The organism is Arthrobacter sp. 05L421, from assembly GCF_056397785.1.
Window position 1 is genome coordinate 285465 of record NZ_JBFTOC010000001.1, and the last position, 17047, is coordinate 302511.

Consider the following 17047-nt stretch of genomic DNA (forward strand, 5'->3'; position numbering starts at 1 on the left):
TTCAGTTGCCGGCGTAGGGCGAGACGACGACGTCGACGCGCTGGAATTCCTTCAGGTCCGAGTAGCCGGTGGTGGCCATCGAACGGCGCAGCGCTCCGATGAGGTTGGAGGTGCCGTTGGTGTGGTGGCCGGGTCCGAACAGGACTTCTTCGAGCGGGCCCACCGTTCCGACGTTGACCCTGTCGCCGCGGGGCAGTTCGAGGTGGTGGGCTTCCTGGCCCCAGTGCCAGCCCTTGCCGGGGGCTTCGTCGGCGCGGGCCAGAGCGCTGCCCAGCATCACGGCGTCGGCGCCCATGGCGATGGCCTTGACGATGTCACCGGAGGATCCCATCCCGCCGTCGGCGATCACATGGACGTAGCGTCCGCCGGACTCGTCCATGTAGTCGCGGCGGGCGGCCGCGACGTCGGAGATGGCGGAGGCCATCGGCGAGTGGATGCCCAGGGCGCGGCGGGTGGTGGTGGTCGCTCCGCCGCCGAAGCCGACCAGCACGCCGGCGGCACCGGTGCGCATCAGGTGCAGGGCCGGGGTGTAGCCGGCCGCTCCGCCGACGATCACGGGGACGTCGAGTTCGTAGATGAACTGCTTGAGGTTCAGCGGCTCGTGGTCCTTGGAGACGTGCTCGGCCGAGACCGTGGTTCCGCGGATGACGAAGATGTCGACGCCGGCGGCCAGCACGGTCTTGTAGTGTTCCTGCGTGCGCTGCGGGGTCAGTGAGCCGGCCACCGTAACGCCGGCGGCGCGGATCTCGGCGAGGCGCGAGGTGATCAGCTCGGGCTGGATCGGCGCCTGGTAGAGCTCCTGCATGCGCCGGGTGACGGCGGGGCTGTTGGTCTCGTCCGTGAGGCCCCCGATCTCGTCCAGCACGGACTGCGGGTTCTCGTACCTGGTCCACAGGCCTTCGAGGTCGAGCACGCCGAGTCCGCCGAGGCGGCCCAGGGCGATGACGGTTTCCGGCGACATGGCCGAATCCATCGGCGCCGCGATGACGGGCATGTCGAACTTGTAGGCATCGATCTGCCAGGAGACGGAGACGTCCTTGGGGTCACGGGTGCGCCGGTTGGGGACGATCGCAATGTCATCCAGGGAGTAGGCACGACGCCCACGCTTGCCTCGGCCAATCTCAATCTCGTAAGTCACTGCTCTAGGTTATCCCAGCGGACGCGGGGCGCCGCTTCGGCGTACTGCGGCGTAATGCTGGGGCGGTACGGACAGCGCTGGATTTCCGTTGGACGCGTTGCCGGGTCCCGGGCATCGGGGCGCCGCCTCACTCGCCGCTGACGTTCTCGGCATCCGGGACCGTCAGCTGGGACTCGAACATCCGGAAGTAGCGCCCGCGGAGCGCCACGAGTTCCTTGTGGGTGCCTTGTTCGACGATGCGGCCGTCCTCGAGCATGTAGACCACGTCAGCCTTCTCGATGGTGGCGAGCCGGTGGCTGATGGCGATGATGGTGCTGCTGCGGTCCGCGAAGAGCCGCGTGAAGATCCGGTGTTCGGCCAGCGCGTCGATGGCCGACGTCGGTTCGTCCATCACCATGAAGGTGGCGTTGCGGTAGAAGTTCCGGGCCATGGCCAGGCGCTGCCACTGCCCGCCGGAAAGCCCGGAGCCCTTCCGGCCGCGCGGGTCCTCCATCCAGTTGCTGACGTGGTTGTCCAGGCCGTTGGGCAGCTTGTTGATGAATTCGAGCGCTTCGGCATCCGCGGCGGAGCGGCGGACCCGTCCGTTGTCGAGGGGCGAATCGACGTCGCCGAAGAAGATGTTCTCCGCAGCGGTGGCGAACTCGTACTTGAGGAATTCCTGGCTGAGCACCGCAAGGTGCCGGTGCCAGGACGTGACGTCGACGGCGGCGAGGTCGACGCCGTCGAGCATCACCTGCCCGGAATCGGGCCGGTACAGCCCGGCCAGGATGCGGATCAGGGTGGACTTGCCGGCGCCGTTCTCCCCCACGATCGCGATGTGCTGGCCCTGCCTGATGGTCATCGAAATGCCGCGGATCACTTCCAGTTCGCTGCCGGTGTAGGTGAAGCGGATGTCCCGCAGTTCCACCGTTTTGGGCGCCTGCAGCAGGGGCGGGGCGTGGCCGGACTGCACGGGCAGCGCCATGAAGAGCTCGTAGTCCTTGAGGTTTGCCAGGTCCTCGTCGATCGAACTGAGCGAGGAGACGAGGTTGTTGGCGGTGGACAGGGCGCGGCTGACAATCTGCTGGACGTACAGGAACTGCCCCACCGGCTGCGCGTGGGCGATGATCTGGCCCACCACCCAGATCAGGGAGACCACCTCGGCGCCGTACTGCAGGGCATCGGCCGCGAGCTGTCTGGGAATGTAGCGCTTCTGGAAGTCCAGCCGGCGCTTTTCGTCGGCGTCCCGCAGAGTGGAGCGCAGCCCCATCAGGTGGCCGACGATCCCGTAGAGCCGCATCTCGGCGATGTGCTGCGGGCGCAGCAGGTTGGTTTCGATCATCCTGCGTTGCCTGCGGGAATCGACCTGGGTGTTCCAGTGCGCGATTTGTTCGCGGGAGAGCTTGAACTGGAGGTAGACGCTGGGCACGATCGCGACCAGGACGATCACGGCGATCCACCAACTGACCAGCAGCAGCGCGCCGATGGCCAGGAGCACGGAAACGAGCTGGGTGAAGATGGCGGCGATCCGGTCCAGGACGCGGGCATAGGAATCGGAGAAACGCTTCGCCCGGTCGTACAGGTCCACGGTCTCTTTGTCGTCGTAGCGCCAGAAGTCCAGGGTCAGGAAGCGCTCGTACATGAGATCCCCGACGATCGCGCCGACCCGGAAGCTCATGAGCTGCTGGATGTAGCGGTCCACGCTGCTGAACGAACCCCAGAAGAGCCCGAGTGCCGCAGTGATGATGACGTAGACGATCGCCTGGGCACCGGCGGCGGCGTCGCCCGCGTAGGCGGCGGCCAGCGCCGTGGTGGTCAATGCGGCGAAGTACGTTGTGACCAGCGGCAGCAGTGCCGAGATCAGCGAACCGAGGACCTTCATGATGACGGCGGCGGGTGAGGCCCGGAAGCTCACCCGCAGCACCTGCGCCACGGCTTGGGCGTAGGGCTTGAGCGCGAGCTTGCGTTTGGGCGCACGTGCCGGCGGGAGTTCGGACATGCCTCCAGCCTAGTTCCGGGCGCAGACACGAACAGGCCGTGAGGAGAATCCCCCACGGCCTGTTCGCTGAAGTTCCGGCGGTTTAGCGCGACCCGTAGTTCGGGGCTTCGACCGTCATCTGGATGTCGTGCGGGTGCGATTCCTTGAGCCCGGCCGCGGTGATGCGGACGAACTTGCCGCGCGCCTTCAGCTCGGCCACGGTCGGGGCGCCGGTGTAGAACATGGTCTGGCGGAGGCCGCCGACCAGCTGGTACGCCACGGACGACAACGGACCGCGGTACGCCACCCGGCCCTCGATGCCTTCCGGGATGAGTTTGTCATCGCCGGAGACGTCGGCTTGGAAGTAGCGGTCCTTGGAATAGGAGGTGTTCTTGCCGCGGGTCTGCATGGCGCCAAGGGAGCCCATGCCGCGGTAGCTCTTGAACTGCTTGCCGTTGACGAAAATCAGGTCGCCCGGGGATTCGTCGCAACCGGCCAGGAGCGAGCCGAGCATCACGGTGTCGGCGCCGGCGACCAGCGCCTTGCCGATGTCACCGGAGTACTGCAGGCCGCCGTCGGCGATCAGCGGGACGCCGGCCGGGATGGCGGCTTTCGCCGACTCGTAGATGGCCGTGATCTGCGGGACGCCGACGCCGGCCACCACGCGGGTGGTGCAGATGGACCCGGGACCCACCCCGACCTTGATGCCGTCGGCACCGGCGTCGATCAGTGCCTGGGCCCCCTCACGGGTGGCGGCCTGGCCGCCGATGATGTCCACGTGCGCCGCGACGGGATCGGACTTGAGCCGGCGGATCATCTCCAGCACGCCCTGGGAGTGGCCGTTGGCGGTGTCCACGAACAGGGCATCCACGCCGGCGTCGATGAGCGTCATGGCGCGTTCCCAGCCGTCGCCGAAGAAGCCGATCGCCGCGCCGACGCGCAGGCGGCCTTCGTCGTCCTTGGTGGCGAGCGGGTACTGCTCTGCCTTGGTGAAGTCCTTGGTGGTGATCAGGCCCTTGAGCCGGCCCTGTTCGTCCACGAGCGGGAGCTTCTCGATCTTGTTCGTGGCCAGCTTGTGCGAGGCTTCCTCGCGGCTGATGCCGACGTGTCCGGTGACGAGCGGCATCTTGGTCATGACGTCGCTGACCAGCCGGAGCGGGAAGTCAGACTCGGGCACGAAGCGGGTGTCGCGGTTGGTGACGATGCCCAGCAGCCGGTTGCCCTCGTCCACCACGGGGAGACCGGAGACGCGGTAGCGTGCGCAGATCTCGTCCAGCTCGGCCAGGGTGGCCTCGGGGCCGATGGTCAGCGGGTTGGTGATCATGCCGGATTCGCTGCGCTTGACCCGGTCCACCTGGTCGGCCTGGTCGGCGATGGAGAGGTTGCGGTGCACGACGCCGAGGCCGCCCTGGCGGGCCATGGCGATGGCCATCCGGGACTCCGTGACAGTGTCCATCGCGGCCGAGAGCAGCGGGGTCTGGACCGTGATGCGCTTGGAGATCCGGGAGGACGTGTCCGCCTCCGAGGGGATCACGTCGGTGTGGCCGGGCAGGAGCAGGACGTCGTCGTACGTCAGGCCGATGAAGCCGAAGGGATTGTGTTCGGGCTGGGTCATGAGTGCGCCTCTTACCTTGGGTTACGGGGTTCACGGGTAGGGGTTGCAACAGATGACCAGCCCGTCATTACGGGTCTGGTCTGTGCAGAAGGTTATGCAGAAGGTCATGCAACAGGTCGTGCAGAAGTCCTCAATAAATAGTAGAACCTTGGCGGCGATAGCCATATTCCGGGGCAGTAATGTGCGGCTTCAATGTGAGCAGTACCATGCCGCACGGCTCCCCCGCACTGCTTCGGCACTGCGGGCCGGCCCGGGCAGGTCAACGGGGGCGCAGGTCAACGGGCGCGGCCGGCTCGCCCGGCCTACTTCCAGCCGGTGGCGGCGAGCAGCCGCTTCTCGAACATGGGGATCATGGTCTGGACATAGGTCTTGGTCAGGTGATTGTCGTCCTTGTAGACGTACACGTTGCCGACCACCGCGGGGCAGGTTCCGTTGGCGCAAATGAAGTCGCTCATGTCCATCAAGGCCAGCCTGGGCACCTGGCCGCGGTACGCGTCGAGCGGCGAGGACCCCGCGAGCGATTCCTGCTGAGGTACGTTGCATTCCGCCGCGTCCTCGCCGTTCTTCTGAACGCACTCGGGCATGTTGATGTTAAAGCGGGGGTTATCGCGGATGCCCACCACGTCCATGCCGGCGTCGGTGAAGGGTTTGATGCCCTCCAGGTACTGCGGCACTTCCGTCTCGAACGGCGCTTCCTTGTGGGTCAGGGACGCAACCGTGAAAACGGCGTCGGGCCGGTGGTCCAGGACGTACTGCGTGCTGGCCCTGTTGAAGGCGTTGCAGTCCGCGTCCCGCTCCGCGGACTCCCCACCGAAGCGGCAGTTGCCCTTCAGGAGGGTGACCACTTCCCAGCCGTGGCTCTTCGCGATGGGGCCAAGGGCCGCCATGTACTGCTGGGCATGGGAGTCGCCGAGCACCACGATCCGCTTGGTGACCTTCTCCGGCTTGTTGTTCTGCAGGCAGCCCTGCAGCAAGGGGTCGCTGGCGACGTTACCGTCCGTGCACAGCCCGTCGATGTCCGCCCATTCGTTCTTCATCGCGGCCGGCGCGGGGATGGTTTTCGCCTCTGGCGTGGGTTTGCCGGCGTTTTCCGGTGCCAGGGCGGCCGCACCGGGGGTCAGTTCCTTGGGCTGGGATGCCGCCTCGGCCTCGTCGGCGACGAGCTGGCTCTGCCACACGGCGACGGGACCGGCCAGCAAGGCACCACAGGCGGCAATCACGACGGCGGTCCGCCAGGCGCGGAGCTTGGGCCAGTGCCACTCACGCAGCGGCTTCTCGACGAAGCGGGTGGTGAGCACGGCCAGAACGACGGACACGGCAACGATGCACAGCCCCTGGAACAGGTTTGGCGCCGTGATGCCCGCCCCGGCGAGGGCCAGGACCAGCAGCGGCCAGTGCCAGAGGTAAAGCGCATAGGAGTTGTCCCCCAGCGCCACCAGTGGTTTCCACGTCAGGAAGCGGTCGACGCCGAACCGGCTGCCGCTTTGGCCGGCGGTGATGATCGCGGCGGCCGCCAGCGTGGGCCACAGCGCGATGAACCCGGGGAAAGAACGGTCCACGGTCAGCAGCAGTCCGCAGGAGAGCATGGCCACCAGCCCTGCCCAGCCCAGTACGACGCGCAGGATCTTGCCCGGCTTCAGGTACGGCAGGGCGAGGGCCAGGAGCGAGCCGAGGGCGAACTCCCAGAGCCGGGCGCCGGTGTCGAAGTAGGCGTGTGCCTGGTTCGTTGTGGTCTGCTGAATCGAGTACGCGAGAGACACGGCCAAGACGGCGCCGAAGGCCACGGCCAGCAGGGACCGGTAGCGCAGCAACGCATGGTCCTGGCCGGTCCCGCGGCGGAGCAGGCGCTTGAGCAGCCGGGAAAGAAGGGCCGTGCCGGCGAAGACGAGCGGCCAGAGCACGAACACCTGGCCCTGGATCGAGAGTGACCAGAAGTGCTGGAGCGGGCTCGCGCCCGAATGGTCCTGGGCGTAGTAGTCCACGGCACTGTCAGCCAGGAGCCAGTTCTGCCGGTACAGCAGGGAGGCCCAGGCCTGCTCAAGGACGTCGGGCCAGCGGCTTTGCGGCAGGATGGCCCAAGTGCCGGCGAGGACGCCGAGGATCACCACGACGACGGCCGGCAGAAGGCGCTTAAGCAGATGCAGCCAGTGGCTCAGCAGCCGGAGCGGCGCGCCGCTTTCGACCTTCCGCGTGAAGCTGAGCGTCATCAGGAATGCCGAAATGAGAAGGAAGATGTCTACGCCGCCGGAAACTCGCCCCAGCCACACGTGGTACGTGACCACCATGAGGACCGCGAGGGCGCGCAGGCCCTGGACTTCGGGGCGGTAGCTTGATTTTCGGCTCGCCGGAGAACCTGCGTCCGCCCTTGGTGGGGTGGCGATGGTTCGCTCGCTCGACACAGATAACCCTTCCGGCCAGTTTCCAAAACACCAATGTTACCGAAACGTAATTTTCTTGGCCAATCACCGGCGCCCCGCGGGTACCCCGGAAGCCCTGGCAGGGAGCCTCCACGCGCCCGGCCGGCGGCGTCTGGCGCGGCGCGGAAGCTAGGCTGGGACGAGTCTGAGGAGGCCGCCAAGTGATCGTGCAGCTGCGCATTTGTGTCCCGGGAGAGTTGACCGGAGTTGTTGTCGAAAGTACTACACGTCACGTCGGAGTCTCGGAAGTCGCGCTGGCCAAGGGTGCTTCCGTCCTGCCCCCCGGCGACGTTATCCAGGTCCTGCTGGCGCGCGAATCAGTGGAGGGGCTCGTGGAGAAGCTCCACGTCCTCGATGTCCAGCAGCGCGGATCAATTTCGGTCCTAGAACCGGACCTGGTGCTCTCGGACCGGGCCGACCGGGCGGAGGCGGAGGCGCCGGGTGAGGGCGCGGACGCCGTGATCTGGGACGAGGTGACGCGGCAGACCGGCGAAGATTCGCGCCTGACGTGGAGTTTTCTGGCCTTCCTGGTCCTGGCGACCCAGCTGGCGGCCATCGGCATCGTGACCGACTCCACCATTGCGATCGTCGGCGCCATGGCCGTGGGCCCAGAGTTCGGCCCCCTGGCTGCGCTGGCCGTGGCCCTGGTCCGGCGCGAGCGGCGGCTCGGACGCGACGCGGCCGTGGCACTCGGCGTCGGCTTTCCCGTCGCGATGCTGGCTGCCGCCCTGGCGGCGTGGCTGTCCGTGCCGCTCGGGCTGTTTCCCAGTGACGCGCTCAACCGCGGTTCAGCGGTTGAATTCATATACCATCCGGGCCCGTACTCCCTGATCGTCGCCATCCTTGCCGGCATAGCCGGAATGCTGTCGGTCATCAGCCGTCGCTCGGCGGCGCTAATCGGGGTGTTCATCTCGGTCACCACAGTGCCGGCGGCGGGATTCGTGGCCGTGGCCCTGGTCCTGGGCGAGTACCAGAAGGCCGCCGGCTCCGCCCTGCAGCTGTTCCTGAACCTGCTGGGAATCGTGGTGGCCGCCGTCGGGGTTCTCATTTTCTACCGGCTGGTGACCAAGCGGCTGTCGCCGGACGCCGCACTGCGGCTGCGGCGCAGGGCGGACCGTTCCCGGCGCTGACGGCCGGGCGTTTGGCCGCCCGCTGGGGCCCGCGGGGCCGTCCCCTAGGGCCCGCGGGAACCAAGGACGACAGGAATGTCGGGGTCTTCGCGCCGGAATCCGGGCGATTTTGCAGGCGAACCCTGCAGACGCGCAGCAGAGCCGGCCCGGCAGAAACGTAGCGTGGCAGACAAAGTGGCAGACAAAAAGGACGGCCCGGCATGATGCCGGACCGTCCTTTGTGTGTGCAGAGGCTAGTGCTTGTGCCCTGCGTGCTCGTCTTCGTCAGCCGGCTTCTCGACCACGAGGGTTTCCGTGGTGAGGACCAGCGCCGCGATGGATGCCGCGTTGCGCAGGGCCGCACGCGTCACCTTGACGGGGTCGATCACACCGGCGGCGATCAGGTCTTCGTATTCGCCGGACTTGGCGTTGAAGCCCTGGTTCACCGCGGATTCGGCCACCTTGGCGACCACGACATAGCCGTCGAAGCCGGCGTTCTGCGCGATCCAGCGCAGCGGCTGGGTCAGGGCGCGGCGGACGATGCCGACGGCCGCAGCCGCGTCACCTTCGAGGGCCTGGACGGCTGCGTCCTCGTCGAGCGCCTTCAACGCGTGGATGAGGGCGGAACCGCCGCCTGCCACGATGCCTTCTTCGAGGGCAGCGCGGGTCGAGGACACAGCGTCCTCGATGCGGTGCTTCTTTTCCTTCAGCTCAACCTCGGTGGCAGCGCCAACCTTGATCACGCCGATGCCGCCGGCCAGCTTGGCCAGGCGTTCCTGCAGCTTTTCCTTGTCCCAGTCCGAATCGGTCCGGGTCAGCTCGGCGCGCAGCTGGGCAACGCGGGCAGCGACGTCTTCGGCCGAACCGGCGCCGTCGACGATCGTGGTGTTGTCCTTGGTGACCGTGATGCGGCGTGCGGTGCCAAGCACCTCGAGGCCAACGGTGTCCAGGCTCAGGCCCAGCTCCGCGGAGACAACCTGCGCACCCGTGAGGGTCGCGATGTCCTGGAGCATGGCCTTGCGGCGGTCACCGAAGCCCGGGGCCTTGACGGCGACGACGTTCAGCGTGCCGCGGATGCGGTTGACGATGAGCGTGGAGAGGGCCTCGCCCTCGACGTCTTCGGCGATGATGAAGAGCGGCTTGGAGCTCTGCAGCGCCTTTTCCAGCAGCGGCAGGAAATCCTGCACCGAGGAGATCTTGCCCTGGTTGATCAGGATCAGGGCGTCCTCGAGGACGGCTTCCTGGCGTTCCGCGTCGGTGACGAAGTACGGGGACAGGTAGCCCTTGTCGAACTGCATGCCCTCGGTGAGGACCAGCTCGGTCTGCGTGGTGGAGGATTCCTCGATGGTGATCACACCATCCTTGCCGACCTTGCCGAACGCCTCGGCCAGGAGCTCGCCGACCTCGTCGCTCTGGGCGGAGATTGCGGCAACGTTGGCAACCTGCGTGCCTTCAACCGGGCGCGCGTTCTCCAGCAGGCGGGCGGCGACGGCCTCGACCGAAACCTCGATGCCGCGCTTGATCTCGCCCGGTGCGGCGCCTGCCGCTACGTTGCGCAGGCCTTCCTTGACCAGGGCCTGGGCCAGGACGGTGGCGGTGGTGGTGCCGTCGCCGGCAACATCGTTGGTCTTGGTGGCGACCTCCTTGGCAAGCTGCGCGCCAAGGTTCTCGTAGGGGTCGTCCAGCTCGACTTCGCGGGCGATGGTCACGCCGTCGTTGGTGATCGTGGGGGCGCCCCACTTCTTGTCCAGTACGACGTTGCGGCCGCGCGGGCCCAGCGTGACCTTGACGGTGTTGGCGAGCTTATCGATGCCGGCTTCAAGCGACCGGCGGGCAGCGTCGTTAAACGCAAGCTGCTTTGCCATGGTTTTGTCCTTTCAAGACAGAACCCCGCGCAACTGATCCATTCAATGCGAAAGGATCGGCTGCACGGGGTCCAAGAGAGTTACTTTACGACGATCGCCAGAACGTCGCGGGCGGAGAGCACGAGGTACTCGGTGCCGCCGGTCTTGACTTCGGTTCCACCGTACTTGGAGTAGATGACGACGTCGCCAACGGCAACATCGATGGGAACGCGGTTGCCGTTGTCATCGAAGCGGCCGGGGCCTACTGCAACAACTTCGCCTTCCTGGGGCTTCTCCTGCGCGGAGTCCGGGATAACCAGGCCGGAAGCCGTGGTCTGCTCGGCTTCGAGCGGGCGGACAACAATACGATCCTCAAGAGGCTTAATAGAGACCGACACTCGGACCTCTCCTTTTCGTCAGCAAATTTGTGGACTATGAAGCGCTGATGCCAAGGCGCGCAGACCGTCGTCGCGGTGCCGGCAGCGTGCCTGGCGGAACGCGCTTCATGTGTTAGCACCCTCCTAGGGAGAGTGCTAATGACGACTCTATGTAGATAGTTAGCACTCGGTCAAGGCGAGTGCCAGAAATTCGTTCCGGGTGAACATCTACCCGGTGGGACATGCCCATTCTTTACTGCGGCGAGAGGACACTTGGGCACCCATGCTCGCTGTCCGCGCTGAGGGATGGACATGTTCAGCGGTTGCGGGCTACCCGGGAGGACATGCTCACTCCTGGTGCTGAGCGATGGACGTGCTAAGCGGATGCGGGCTACCCGGGAGGACATGCTCACTCCTGGTGCTGAGCGATGGACGTGCTAAGCGGATGCGGGCTGCCCAGGAGGACATGCTCACTCCTGGTGCTGAGCGATGGACGTGCTAAGCGGATGCGGGCTGCCCAGGAGGACATGCCCAATCTTTGCTGCGGCGAGAGGACACCTGGGCATCATGCGCTCTTCTCGCGCTGAGCGATGGACATGCCCCACGGTTGCCGGCTGCCCGGGAGGACATGTCCACTCCGGATGCCGAGGGAAGGGCATGGCCCGTGACCGCGTGGCCGGTTGTCCCGTGACCGCGTGGCCGGTTGGCCGGTTGGCCCGTGGCCGAGTGGCGGCTTGTGCCGTGACCGCGTGGCCGTCGCTAGCCCGCGCCTACTGGCCTGCGAGGTCTTCGAAGTCCACGTCCTGGCCGTCGTCTTCGTCCGTGTTCCGGCCCTCGTCGTTCCGGTGCCGGTACATCAGCACGGCCCCGGCGGCGGCCAGCAGGACGCCTGTGACGAGGGCGATGATGCCGCCGAGCCGGGCGGCGGCATAGGTGTCCCGGATGGCCCGGGCCTCGTCCGTGGCGTCCTGGACGTTCTTGCCGCCGACGGAATATACGGTGGCGTTGAAGGAATCGAGGAAGAAGATGATCACCAAGAGGGCAATGCACACGACGGCGATCACAGCGCCGGCGATCAGTGCCGGCCGGGCGTAGCGGGCCAGCCCCTGCGGGCTGCGGCGCCCCTGCCCGGCGTCGTCATTCCCGGCGTCGTCGTTCCCGGCTGTGTCCTGCCCGGTTGTGTCCTCTGAGATGCTGTCGCCTGCGCCGCTGTCTTCCATCCGTCAAGCCTAGCCCCCGTGGTCCGGTCACAGCGTGCCCGCGGAGCTCAACTACGCTGGATGGCATGACTGACGCACCGCAGGAACATATTGCCCCGATCCTCACGCCCGAGGGCTGGGAGCTGCTGGCGTCGCTGGGCCCGTACCGCGAGGACGAGGCCTTCCGCCTGACCGCGGCGCTGCGCAAGGCCGGCCACTCCCCCGAAATGGTCTCGGCCGTGCTCACCCAGTCCCGGCTGCGGACCAAGGCCGAGGCCAAATTCGGCGAGTTCGCCCGGCAGATGATCTTCACCAAGGCCGGCCTGGAGCAGGCCACCCGGCTGACAGTCGCGGCGCGGCACGCGCAGCGGTTCGCGGAGGCCGGGATCGGCCACGTCGCCGACCTCGGCTGCGGACTCGGGGCGGACGCGATGGCCCTGGCCTCCCTGGACCTCGTGGTTACCGCCGTGGAGATGGACGAGGCCACGGCCGCCTGCGCCACGATGAACCTGATCCCGTTCCGCAACGCCACCGTGGTCCACGCGGATGCCACTTCGGTGTCGCTGGAGGGGGTCGACGGCGTTTGGCTGGACCCGGCCCGGCGCACCACATCCACTTCGGGAACCAAACGGATCTGGGATCCGGAGGATTTCTCCCCGCCGCTGTCGTTCGTCGAGACGCTTGCCGGCTCCGGCCGCGCCGTCGGCGTCAAGATGGGGCCCGGCATGCCGCACGATTCCGTGCCGGCCGATTGTGAGGCGCAGTGGGTCTCCGTGGGCGGGGACGTGACCGAGGTGGCCCTGTGGTTCAACGCAGTGCGGCGCCCCGGGGTGCGGCGCGCCGCCCTGGTGCTCGGCCCGCAGGGTGCGGCCGAACTCACCAGCGGGGAAAACTTCGACGGCGGCCCGGTGGCGCCCGTGGGTCCCGTGGAGGGCTATCTGTATGAGCCCGACGGAGCAGTGATCCGAGCCGGCTTGGTGGCCGACGTCGCCCTCCAGCTGGGCGGGCACCTCGTGGACGAGCACATCGCCTACATCTGCGCCCCGGACCTGCAGGACACCCCGTTCGCCAGGGGCTACAAGGTCCTGGAGGTAATGCCGTTCAACGTCAAGGCGCTCAAATCCTGGGTCAAGGACGAAGGGATCGGCGTCCTGGACATCAAGAAGCGCGGCACGGCCGTTACGCCGGAAGAGCTGCGCAAGCAACTCCTGCCCGGCGGAAAGCCGGCCGGTTCAAAGGCTAAGAGCAAAAAATCAGCCACCCTGGTCCTTACCAGGATCGGCGAGGACCGGGTCGCCATCTCGGTGGAGCCCGTCTAATCCCTTCGCGGCAGGATCCCGGAAGAAGCGGCGAAGCGGCCGGAATCCAGGACTAGCGGGCTACTGGGCCCGCATGAACTCCTCAGCTGACCTGATCTGCTCGTCCGTGGGCCGGATCCCGGTGTAGAGCACAAACTGCTCCAGCGCCTGGATTGTGGCCACCTCGGCTCCGGTGATCACGGTCTTGCCGGCCGTGCGGGCGGCCTTGATGAGCGGCGTCTCGGCCGGGAGGGCGACGACGTCGAACACCACCTTTGCGGCGTCGATGGCCTCCTGCGGGAAGGACAGCGCCTCGGCGTCCGGTCCGCCTGCCATACCAATGGGCGTGACGTTGATGAGCATGTCAGCCGCGCCGGTGCCGGACAGCGCCGAGCCCAGCTCCGCGCTCCAGGCGAAGCCGTACTGGTCGGCCAGGGCGCGGCCGGAGACTTCGTTGCGGGCCACGACGGTCACGTCCTTGAAGCCGGCATCCCGCAGCGCCGCGACGGTGGCCTTGGCCATGCCGCCGGAGCCCAGGACCAGCACCGAGTAGTCCGTGGGGACGGCGTTGCTGTGCAGGAGCTGCTCGATTGCGGTGTAGTCGGTGTTGTAGGCCGTGAGCCGGCCGCCGTCGTTGACGATGGTGTTGACCGAATCGATGGCCTTCGCCGAGGGGTCCATGACGTCAACGAGGGCGATCACGTCCTCCTTGTAGGGCATGGACACCGCGCAGCCGCGGATGCCGAGGCCGCGCACTCCGGCGATCGCCTGGGCGAGGTCGGTGGGGGCGAAGGCCTTGTAGATCCAGTTCAGGCCAAGCTGCTCGTACAGGTGGTTGTGGAAGCGCGTCCCGTTGTTGCTGGGCCGGGCCGAGAGCGAGATACACAGCGTCATGTCTTTGTTCAGTATGGGCACAGCTCCATTAAACGCCAGGATGGGTCCGGCCACCCCGGCCGGCGCACCCCAAGCCGTAACATGAACGTCGCTGACCAGCCGCTTTGTGAAGACACTCACGCGCCAGCGGTGTCTTTGACGCCGTCCGGGAGGGCGCCCCTGCACTAGACTTGGACCACCCGTAGCCCTGCCCGCCGCCGGGCCGGCGCTCTGGTGTGGGGAAATGTCGCGTGCCACCGCCGGTGACACGCCTAGGGCACGTCCGAGGGTTGCCAGCGCATTTCCCGCCTGGACCGCGCCCAGCGACAGCAAAACAGTGAAGGGACCACATGAAGATCGAGTTCGCTTCATCCAGGCAGTCGACTCTTGGCGTGGAATGGGAGCTGGCGCTCGTCGACGCCGAGACCGGTGAGCTTGCCTCCGTAGCGAACCAGGTGCTCCGCGGCGTCGCTGCCCGGCATCCCGAACTCAATGAGGACGACGAGCACCCGCACATCAAGCAGGAGCTGCTGCTGAACACCGTGGAGCTCGTCACGGGTATCTGCACCACCGTCGCGGAAGCCAAAGCGGACCTGAACAGCTCGCTCGCGGCCGTCCGGGAGGTTACCGATCCCATGGGCGTGGAAATCTTCTGCGCCGGGAGCCATCCCTTCAGCCCGCCCCAGCTGCAGCCCGTCACGGACAAGGAACGCTACGCCAAGCTCATCGACCGGACCCAGTGGTGGGGCCGGCAGATGGTGATCTACGGCGTCCACGTGCACGTCGGCCTGGACAGCCGGGACAAGGTGCTCCCGGTTCTGGACGGCCTGGTCAATTACTTCCCGCACTTCCAGGCGCTCTCCGCGTCCAGCCCGTTTTGGGGCGGCGAGGACACCGGCTACGCCTCGCACCGCGCCCTCATGTTCCAGCAGCTGCCCACCGCCGGGCTGCCGTTCCAGTTCGCCAGCTGGGACGACTACGAGGCCTACGTGCAGGACATGTTCACCACGGGTGTCATTGACACGCTCTCCGAGATCCGCTGGGACATCCGTCCCGTTCCGGCCCTGGGCACCATCGAGATGCGCATTTGCGACGGACTGGCGACCCTCGAGGACGTCGGCGCGATCGCTGCATTGACGCAGTGCCTGGTGGACGAATTTTCCACCACGCTGGAAAACGGCGGCACCATTCCCACGATGCCGCCCTGGCATGTCCAGGAGAACAAGTGGCGCGCGGCCCGGTACGGTCTGGACGCAATCATCATCCTCGACGCCGAGGGCAACGAGCAGCTCGTGACGGAGCACCTGCGCGAGACGCTCAAGCGGCTTGAACCGGTGGCGGCGAAGCTGGGCTGCAGCGCCGAACTGGCCGACGTCGAGAAGATCATCGAGCGCGGCGCCGGCTACCAGCGCCAGCGCCGGGTTGCCGCCGAGCACGGCGGTGACCTGCGCGCCGTCGTCCTGGATCTGGTCAAGCAGATGCGCCAGGGGCCGGAAGCCTAACTCCGGCGCGCCAAGGCCCGCACGGGGGCGGGCGGAGTTCCAGCCGGCCGGCCGCTCGGCGCGCCGACCCCTCGGCCCGCCGGCCGCTCAGGCGGAGACTGTCGTGACCGGCATCGAGGAGTCCGGGGCAAAGCCGATCCCGCTCGGTTCCACTCCGGCCATCACCAGTTGCGCCCCGAGTGCCGCCACCATGGCGCCGTTGTCCGTGCACAGCGGCAACGGCGGCACTGTCAGCCGGATCCCGGCGGCACTGCAGCGCTGTTCGGTGAGCTGGCGCAGCCGCGAGTTGGCCGCGACGCCCCCACCCAGGAGGACCTCCGTGATCCCGTTCTCGCGGCAGGCGAGCACGGCCTTGGCGGTTATGACGTCCACCACGGCTTCCTGGAAGGCAGCGGCGATGTCCGCCACGGGGACCTCCTCGCCGCGGGCCTCGAACTGCTCCACGCAGCGGGCGACGGCGGTCTTGAGCCCGCTGAAGGACCAGTCGTAGCGGTGCGGCCCGGGTTCCTCGGCGGTGCCCATGTACTTAGGCTGGGTGAGGCCGCGCGGGAACCGGATGGCCTTGGCGTTGCCGGTGCGGGCGAGCCTGTCGATGGCCGGACCGCCCGGGTAGCCCAGGCCCAGGAGCCGCGCCACCTTGTCATACGCTTCGCCGGCTGCGTCATCGATCGTGGACCCCAGCAGCTCGACGTCGTCCGTGATGCTCCGGATCCGCAGGATCTCGGTGTGGCCGCCGGACACCAGGAGGGCGCCCATGTTCTCCGGCAGGGCGTGCTGCGCGGTTTGCGCGATCGCGTGCGCCGGGGTGTGCGGCGTCGTTGTGCCGCCGCCCTGCTGCAGGAGCCCGACGCCGACGTGCGCGACAAGGTGGTTGATGGCGTAGAGGGGTTTGCCGGTGGCGACGGCGAGCGCCTTGGCCGCGCACACCCCCACCATGAGCGCCCCCGCCAGGCCCGGCCCGGCGGTGACGGCGATCGCGTCGATGTCCGCGAGCGTTACGTCCGCCTCCGCGAGGGCCTCCTCGAGGGTGGGGACGAACGCGTCGAGGTGGGCGCGGGAGGCGATCTCGGGAATCACGCCGCCGAAGCGGACGTGTTCGTCCATGGAGGAAGAGACGGTGTTGGTCAGCAGGGTGGTCCCCCGGACGATGCCGACGCCGGTCTCGTCACAGGAGGATTCGATGCCGAGCACGAGCGGCTGGGTGCGGTTCATGGTCGGCCTGCTTCCTTGGGCTGGGGGCTGAGTTGTTCGCGGGGCAGCTGGAGCCGCATGATCAGGGCGTCGACGCCGTCGCGGTAGTAGCGGGGCCGGACGTGGATCTGTTCGAAGCCGAAGCGCCGGTAGAGCTGCTGGGCGCGGGGGTTGTCCGCCCTGACCTCGAGCAGCACGTCTTGCGCATGGCGGCGTCGGCTTTCCACGATCAGCTCGGTGAGCAGGGCCGAGCCGATGCCCTTGCCTTCCTGTTCGGGCACCACGGCGATGGTCTGCACGTCCGAGATCGGTTCGATGCACATGAGCCCGGCATAGCCCACGATCCCGCCGTGAACCTCCGCCACGAGGTAGCGCCGGGTATCCGTCTGCGCCAGCTCGTCGTGAAACATCTGCAGCGGCCAGGCGTCCACGGGAAACAGCCGGCGCTCCAGCGCGTGGACCTCCGGGATGTCCACGGGTTCCATGTCCCGCAAGGTGACCCCGCCGGGCAGCCTGAGCGGTGCGGC

13 protein-coding genes are annotated in these 17047 nt (G+C 67.4%); 3 read left to right on the forward strand and 10 right to left on the reverse strand.

What is annotated here, in order from left to right:
• Position 1: 1 nt before the first annotated feature.
• From AC1DKQ_RS01260 to AC1DKQ_RS01275, 4 genes are all read right to left on the reverse strand, one after another.
• Positions 2-1138 (reverse strand): GuaB3 family IMP dehydrogenase-related protein, encoded by a 1137-nt coding sequence (locus tag AC1DKQ_RS01260; protein ID WP_476917995.1) that lies wholly within the window; start codon positions 1136-1138, stop codon positions 2-4.
• A 127-nt stretch (positions 1139-1265) separates the two neighbouring features.
• Entirely contained in the window at positions 1266-3116 is a 1851-nt protein-coding gene (locus AC1DKQ_RS01265; protein WP_476917996.1) for an ABC transporter ATP-binding protein, read from the reverse strand.
• A gap of 82 nt (positions 3117-3198) precedes the next feature.
• A complete protein-coding gene (gene guaB / locus AC1DKQ_RS01270) occupies positions 3199-4710 on the reverse strand; it encodes an IMP dehydrogenase (protein ID WP_476882696.1) in 1512 nt (503 codons plus the stop codon).
• Between the two features lie 302 nt (positions 4711-5012).
• Complete coding sequence (locus AC1DKQ_RS01275; RefSeq protein ID WP_476917997.1) at positions 5013-7109, reverse strand: acyltransferase family protein; 2097 nt, start codon at positions 7107-7109, stop codon at positions 5013-5015.
• Positions 7110-7288: 179 nt separating this feature from the next.
• On the opposite strand from AC1DKQ_RS01275, the gene AC1DKQ_RS01280 reads away from it, so the two are divergent.
• Positions 7289-8257, forward strand: a complete 969-nt coding sequence (locus AC1DKQ_RS01280; RefSeq protein WP_476917998.1) for a DUF389 domain-containing protein — start codon at positions 7289-7291, stop codon at positions 8255-8257.
• Positions 8258-8490: 233 nt separating this feature from the next.
• On the opposite strand, the gene groL is transcribed toward AC1DKQ_RS01280, so the two are convergent.
• The 3 genes from groL to AC1DKQ_RS01295 all read right to left on the reverse strand — a co-directional run bounded on the left by groL (position 8491) and on the right by AC1DKQ_RS01295 (position 11677).
• Positions 8491-10101 carry a chaperonin GroEL gene (gene groL, locus AC1DKQ_RS01285; RefSeq protein ID WP_079550210.1) on the reverse strand — a complete coding sequence of 537 codons (1611 nt, stop codon included), beginning with the start codon at positions 10099-10101 and terminating at the stop codon, positions 8491-8493.
• Between the two features lie 80 nt (positions 10102-10181).
• Entirely contained in the window at positions 10182-10478 is a 297-nt protein-coding gene (groES, locus tag AC1DKQ_RS01290; RefSeq protein ID WP_018773735.1) for a co-chaperone GroES, read from the reverse strand.
• A gap of 749 nt (positions 10479-11227) precedes the next feature.
• The gene (locus AC1DKQ_RS01295; protein ID WP_476882693.1) at positions 11228-11677 is read right to left on the reverse strand and encodes a hypothetical protein; all 450 of its coding nucleotides are present in this window, start codon (positions 11675-11677) and stop codon (positions 11228-11230) included.
• A 65-nt stretch (positions 11678-11742) separates the two neighbouring features.
• Between AC1DKQ_RS01295 and AC1DKQ_RS01300 the strand changes: the two genes are divergently transcribed.
• Positions 11743-12975 carry a class I SAM-dependent methyltransferase gene (locus AC1DKQ_RS01300; RefSeq protein ID WP_476882692.1) on the forward strand — a complete coding sequence of 411 codons (1233 nt, stop codon included), beginning with the start codon at positions 11743-11745 and terminating at the stop codon, positions 12973-12975.
• Between the two features lie 60 nt (positions 12976-13035).
• Here the strand turns inward: AC1DKQ_RS01300 and AC1DKQ_RS01305 are convergent, their stop codons facing one another.
• On the reverse strand, positions 13036-13869 hold the full coding sequence (locus AC1DKQ_RS01305; RefSeq protein WP_476882691.1) for a shikimate 5-dehydrogenase: 834 nt from the start codon (positions 13867-13869) through the stop codon (positions 13036-13038).
• Between the two features lie 308 nt (positions 13870-14177).
• Here AC1DKQ_RS01305 and AC1DKQ_RS01310 point away from each other — a divergent pair, with 308 nt between their 5' ends.
• Positions 14178-15329, forward strand: coding sequence for a glutamate--cysteine ligase (locus AC1DKQ_RS01310; RefSeq protein WP_476882690.1), 1152 nt, complete (start codon positions 14178-14180; stop codon positions 15327-15329).
• Between the two features lie 87 nt (positions 15330-15416).
• Here AC1DKQ_RS01310 and tsaD read toward each other — a convergent pair whose 3' ends face one another.
• Together tsaD and rimI are read right to left on the reverse strand one after the other, a co-directional pair.
• Positions 15417-16541, reverse strand: coding sequence for a tRNA (adenosine(37)-N6)-threonylcarbamoyltransferase complex transferase subunit TsaD (gene tsaD / locus AC1DKQ_RS01315; RefSeq protein ID WP_476882689.1), 1125 nt, complete (start codon positions 16539-16541; stop codon positions 15417-15419).
• Positions 16538-17005, reverse strand: a complete 468-nt coding sequence (gene rimI / locus AC1DKQ_RS01320; RefSeq protein WP_476882905.1) for a ribosomal protein S18-alanine N-acetyltransferase — start codon at positions 17003-17005, stop codon at positions 16538-16540. The genes tsaD and rimI overlap by 4 nt, the downstream gene beginning before the upstream one ends.
• Positions 17006-17047 lie beyond the last annotated feature (42 nt).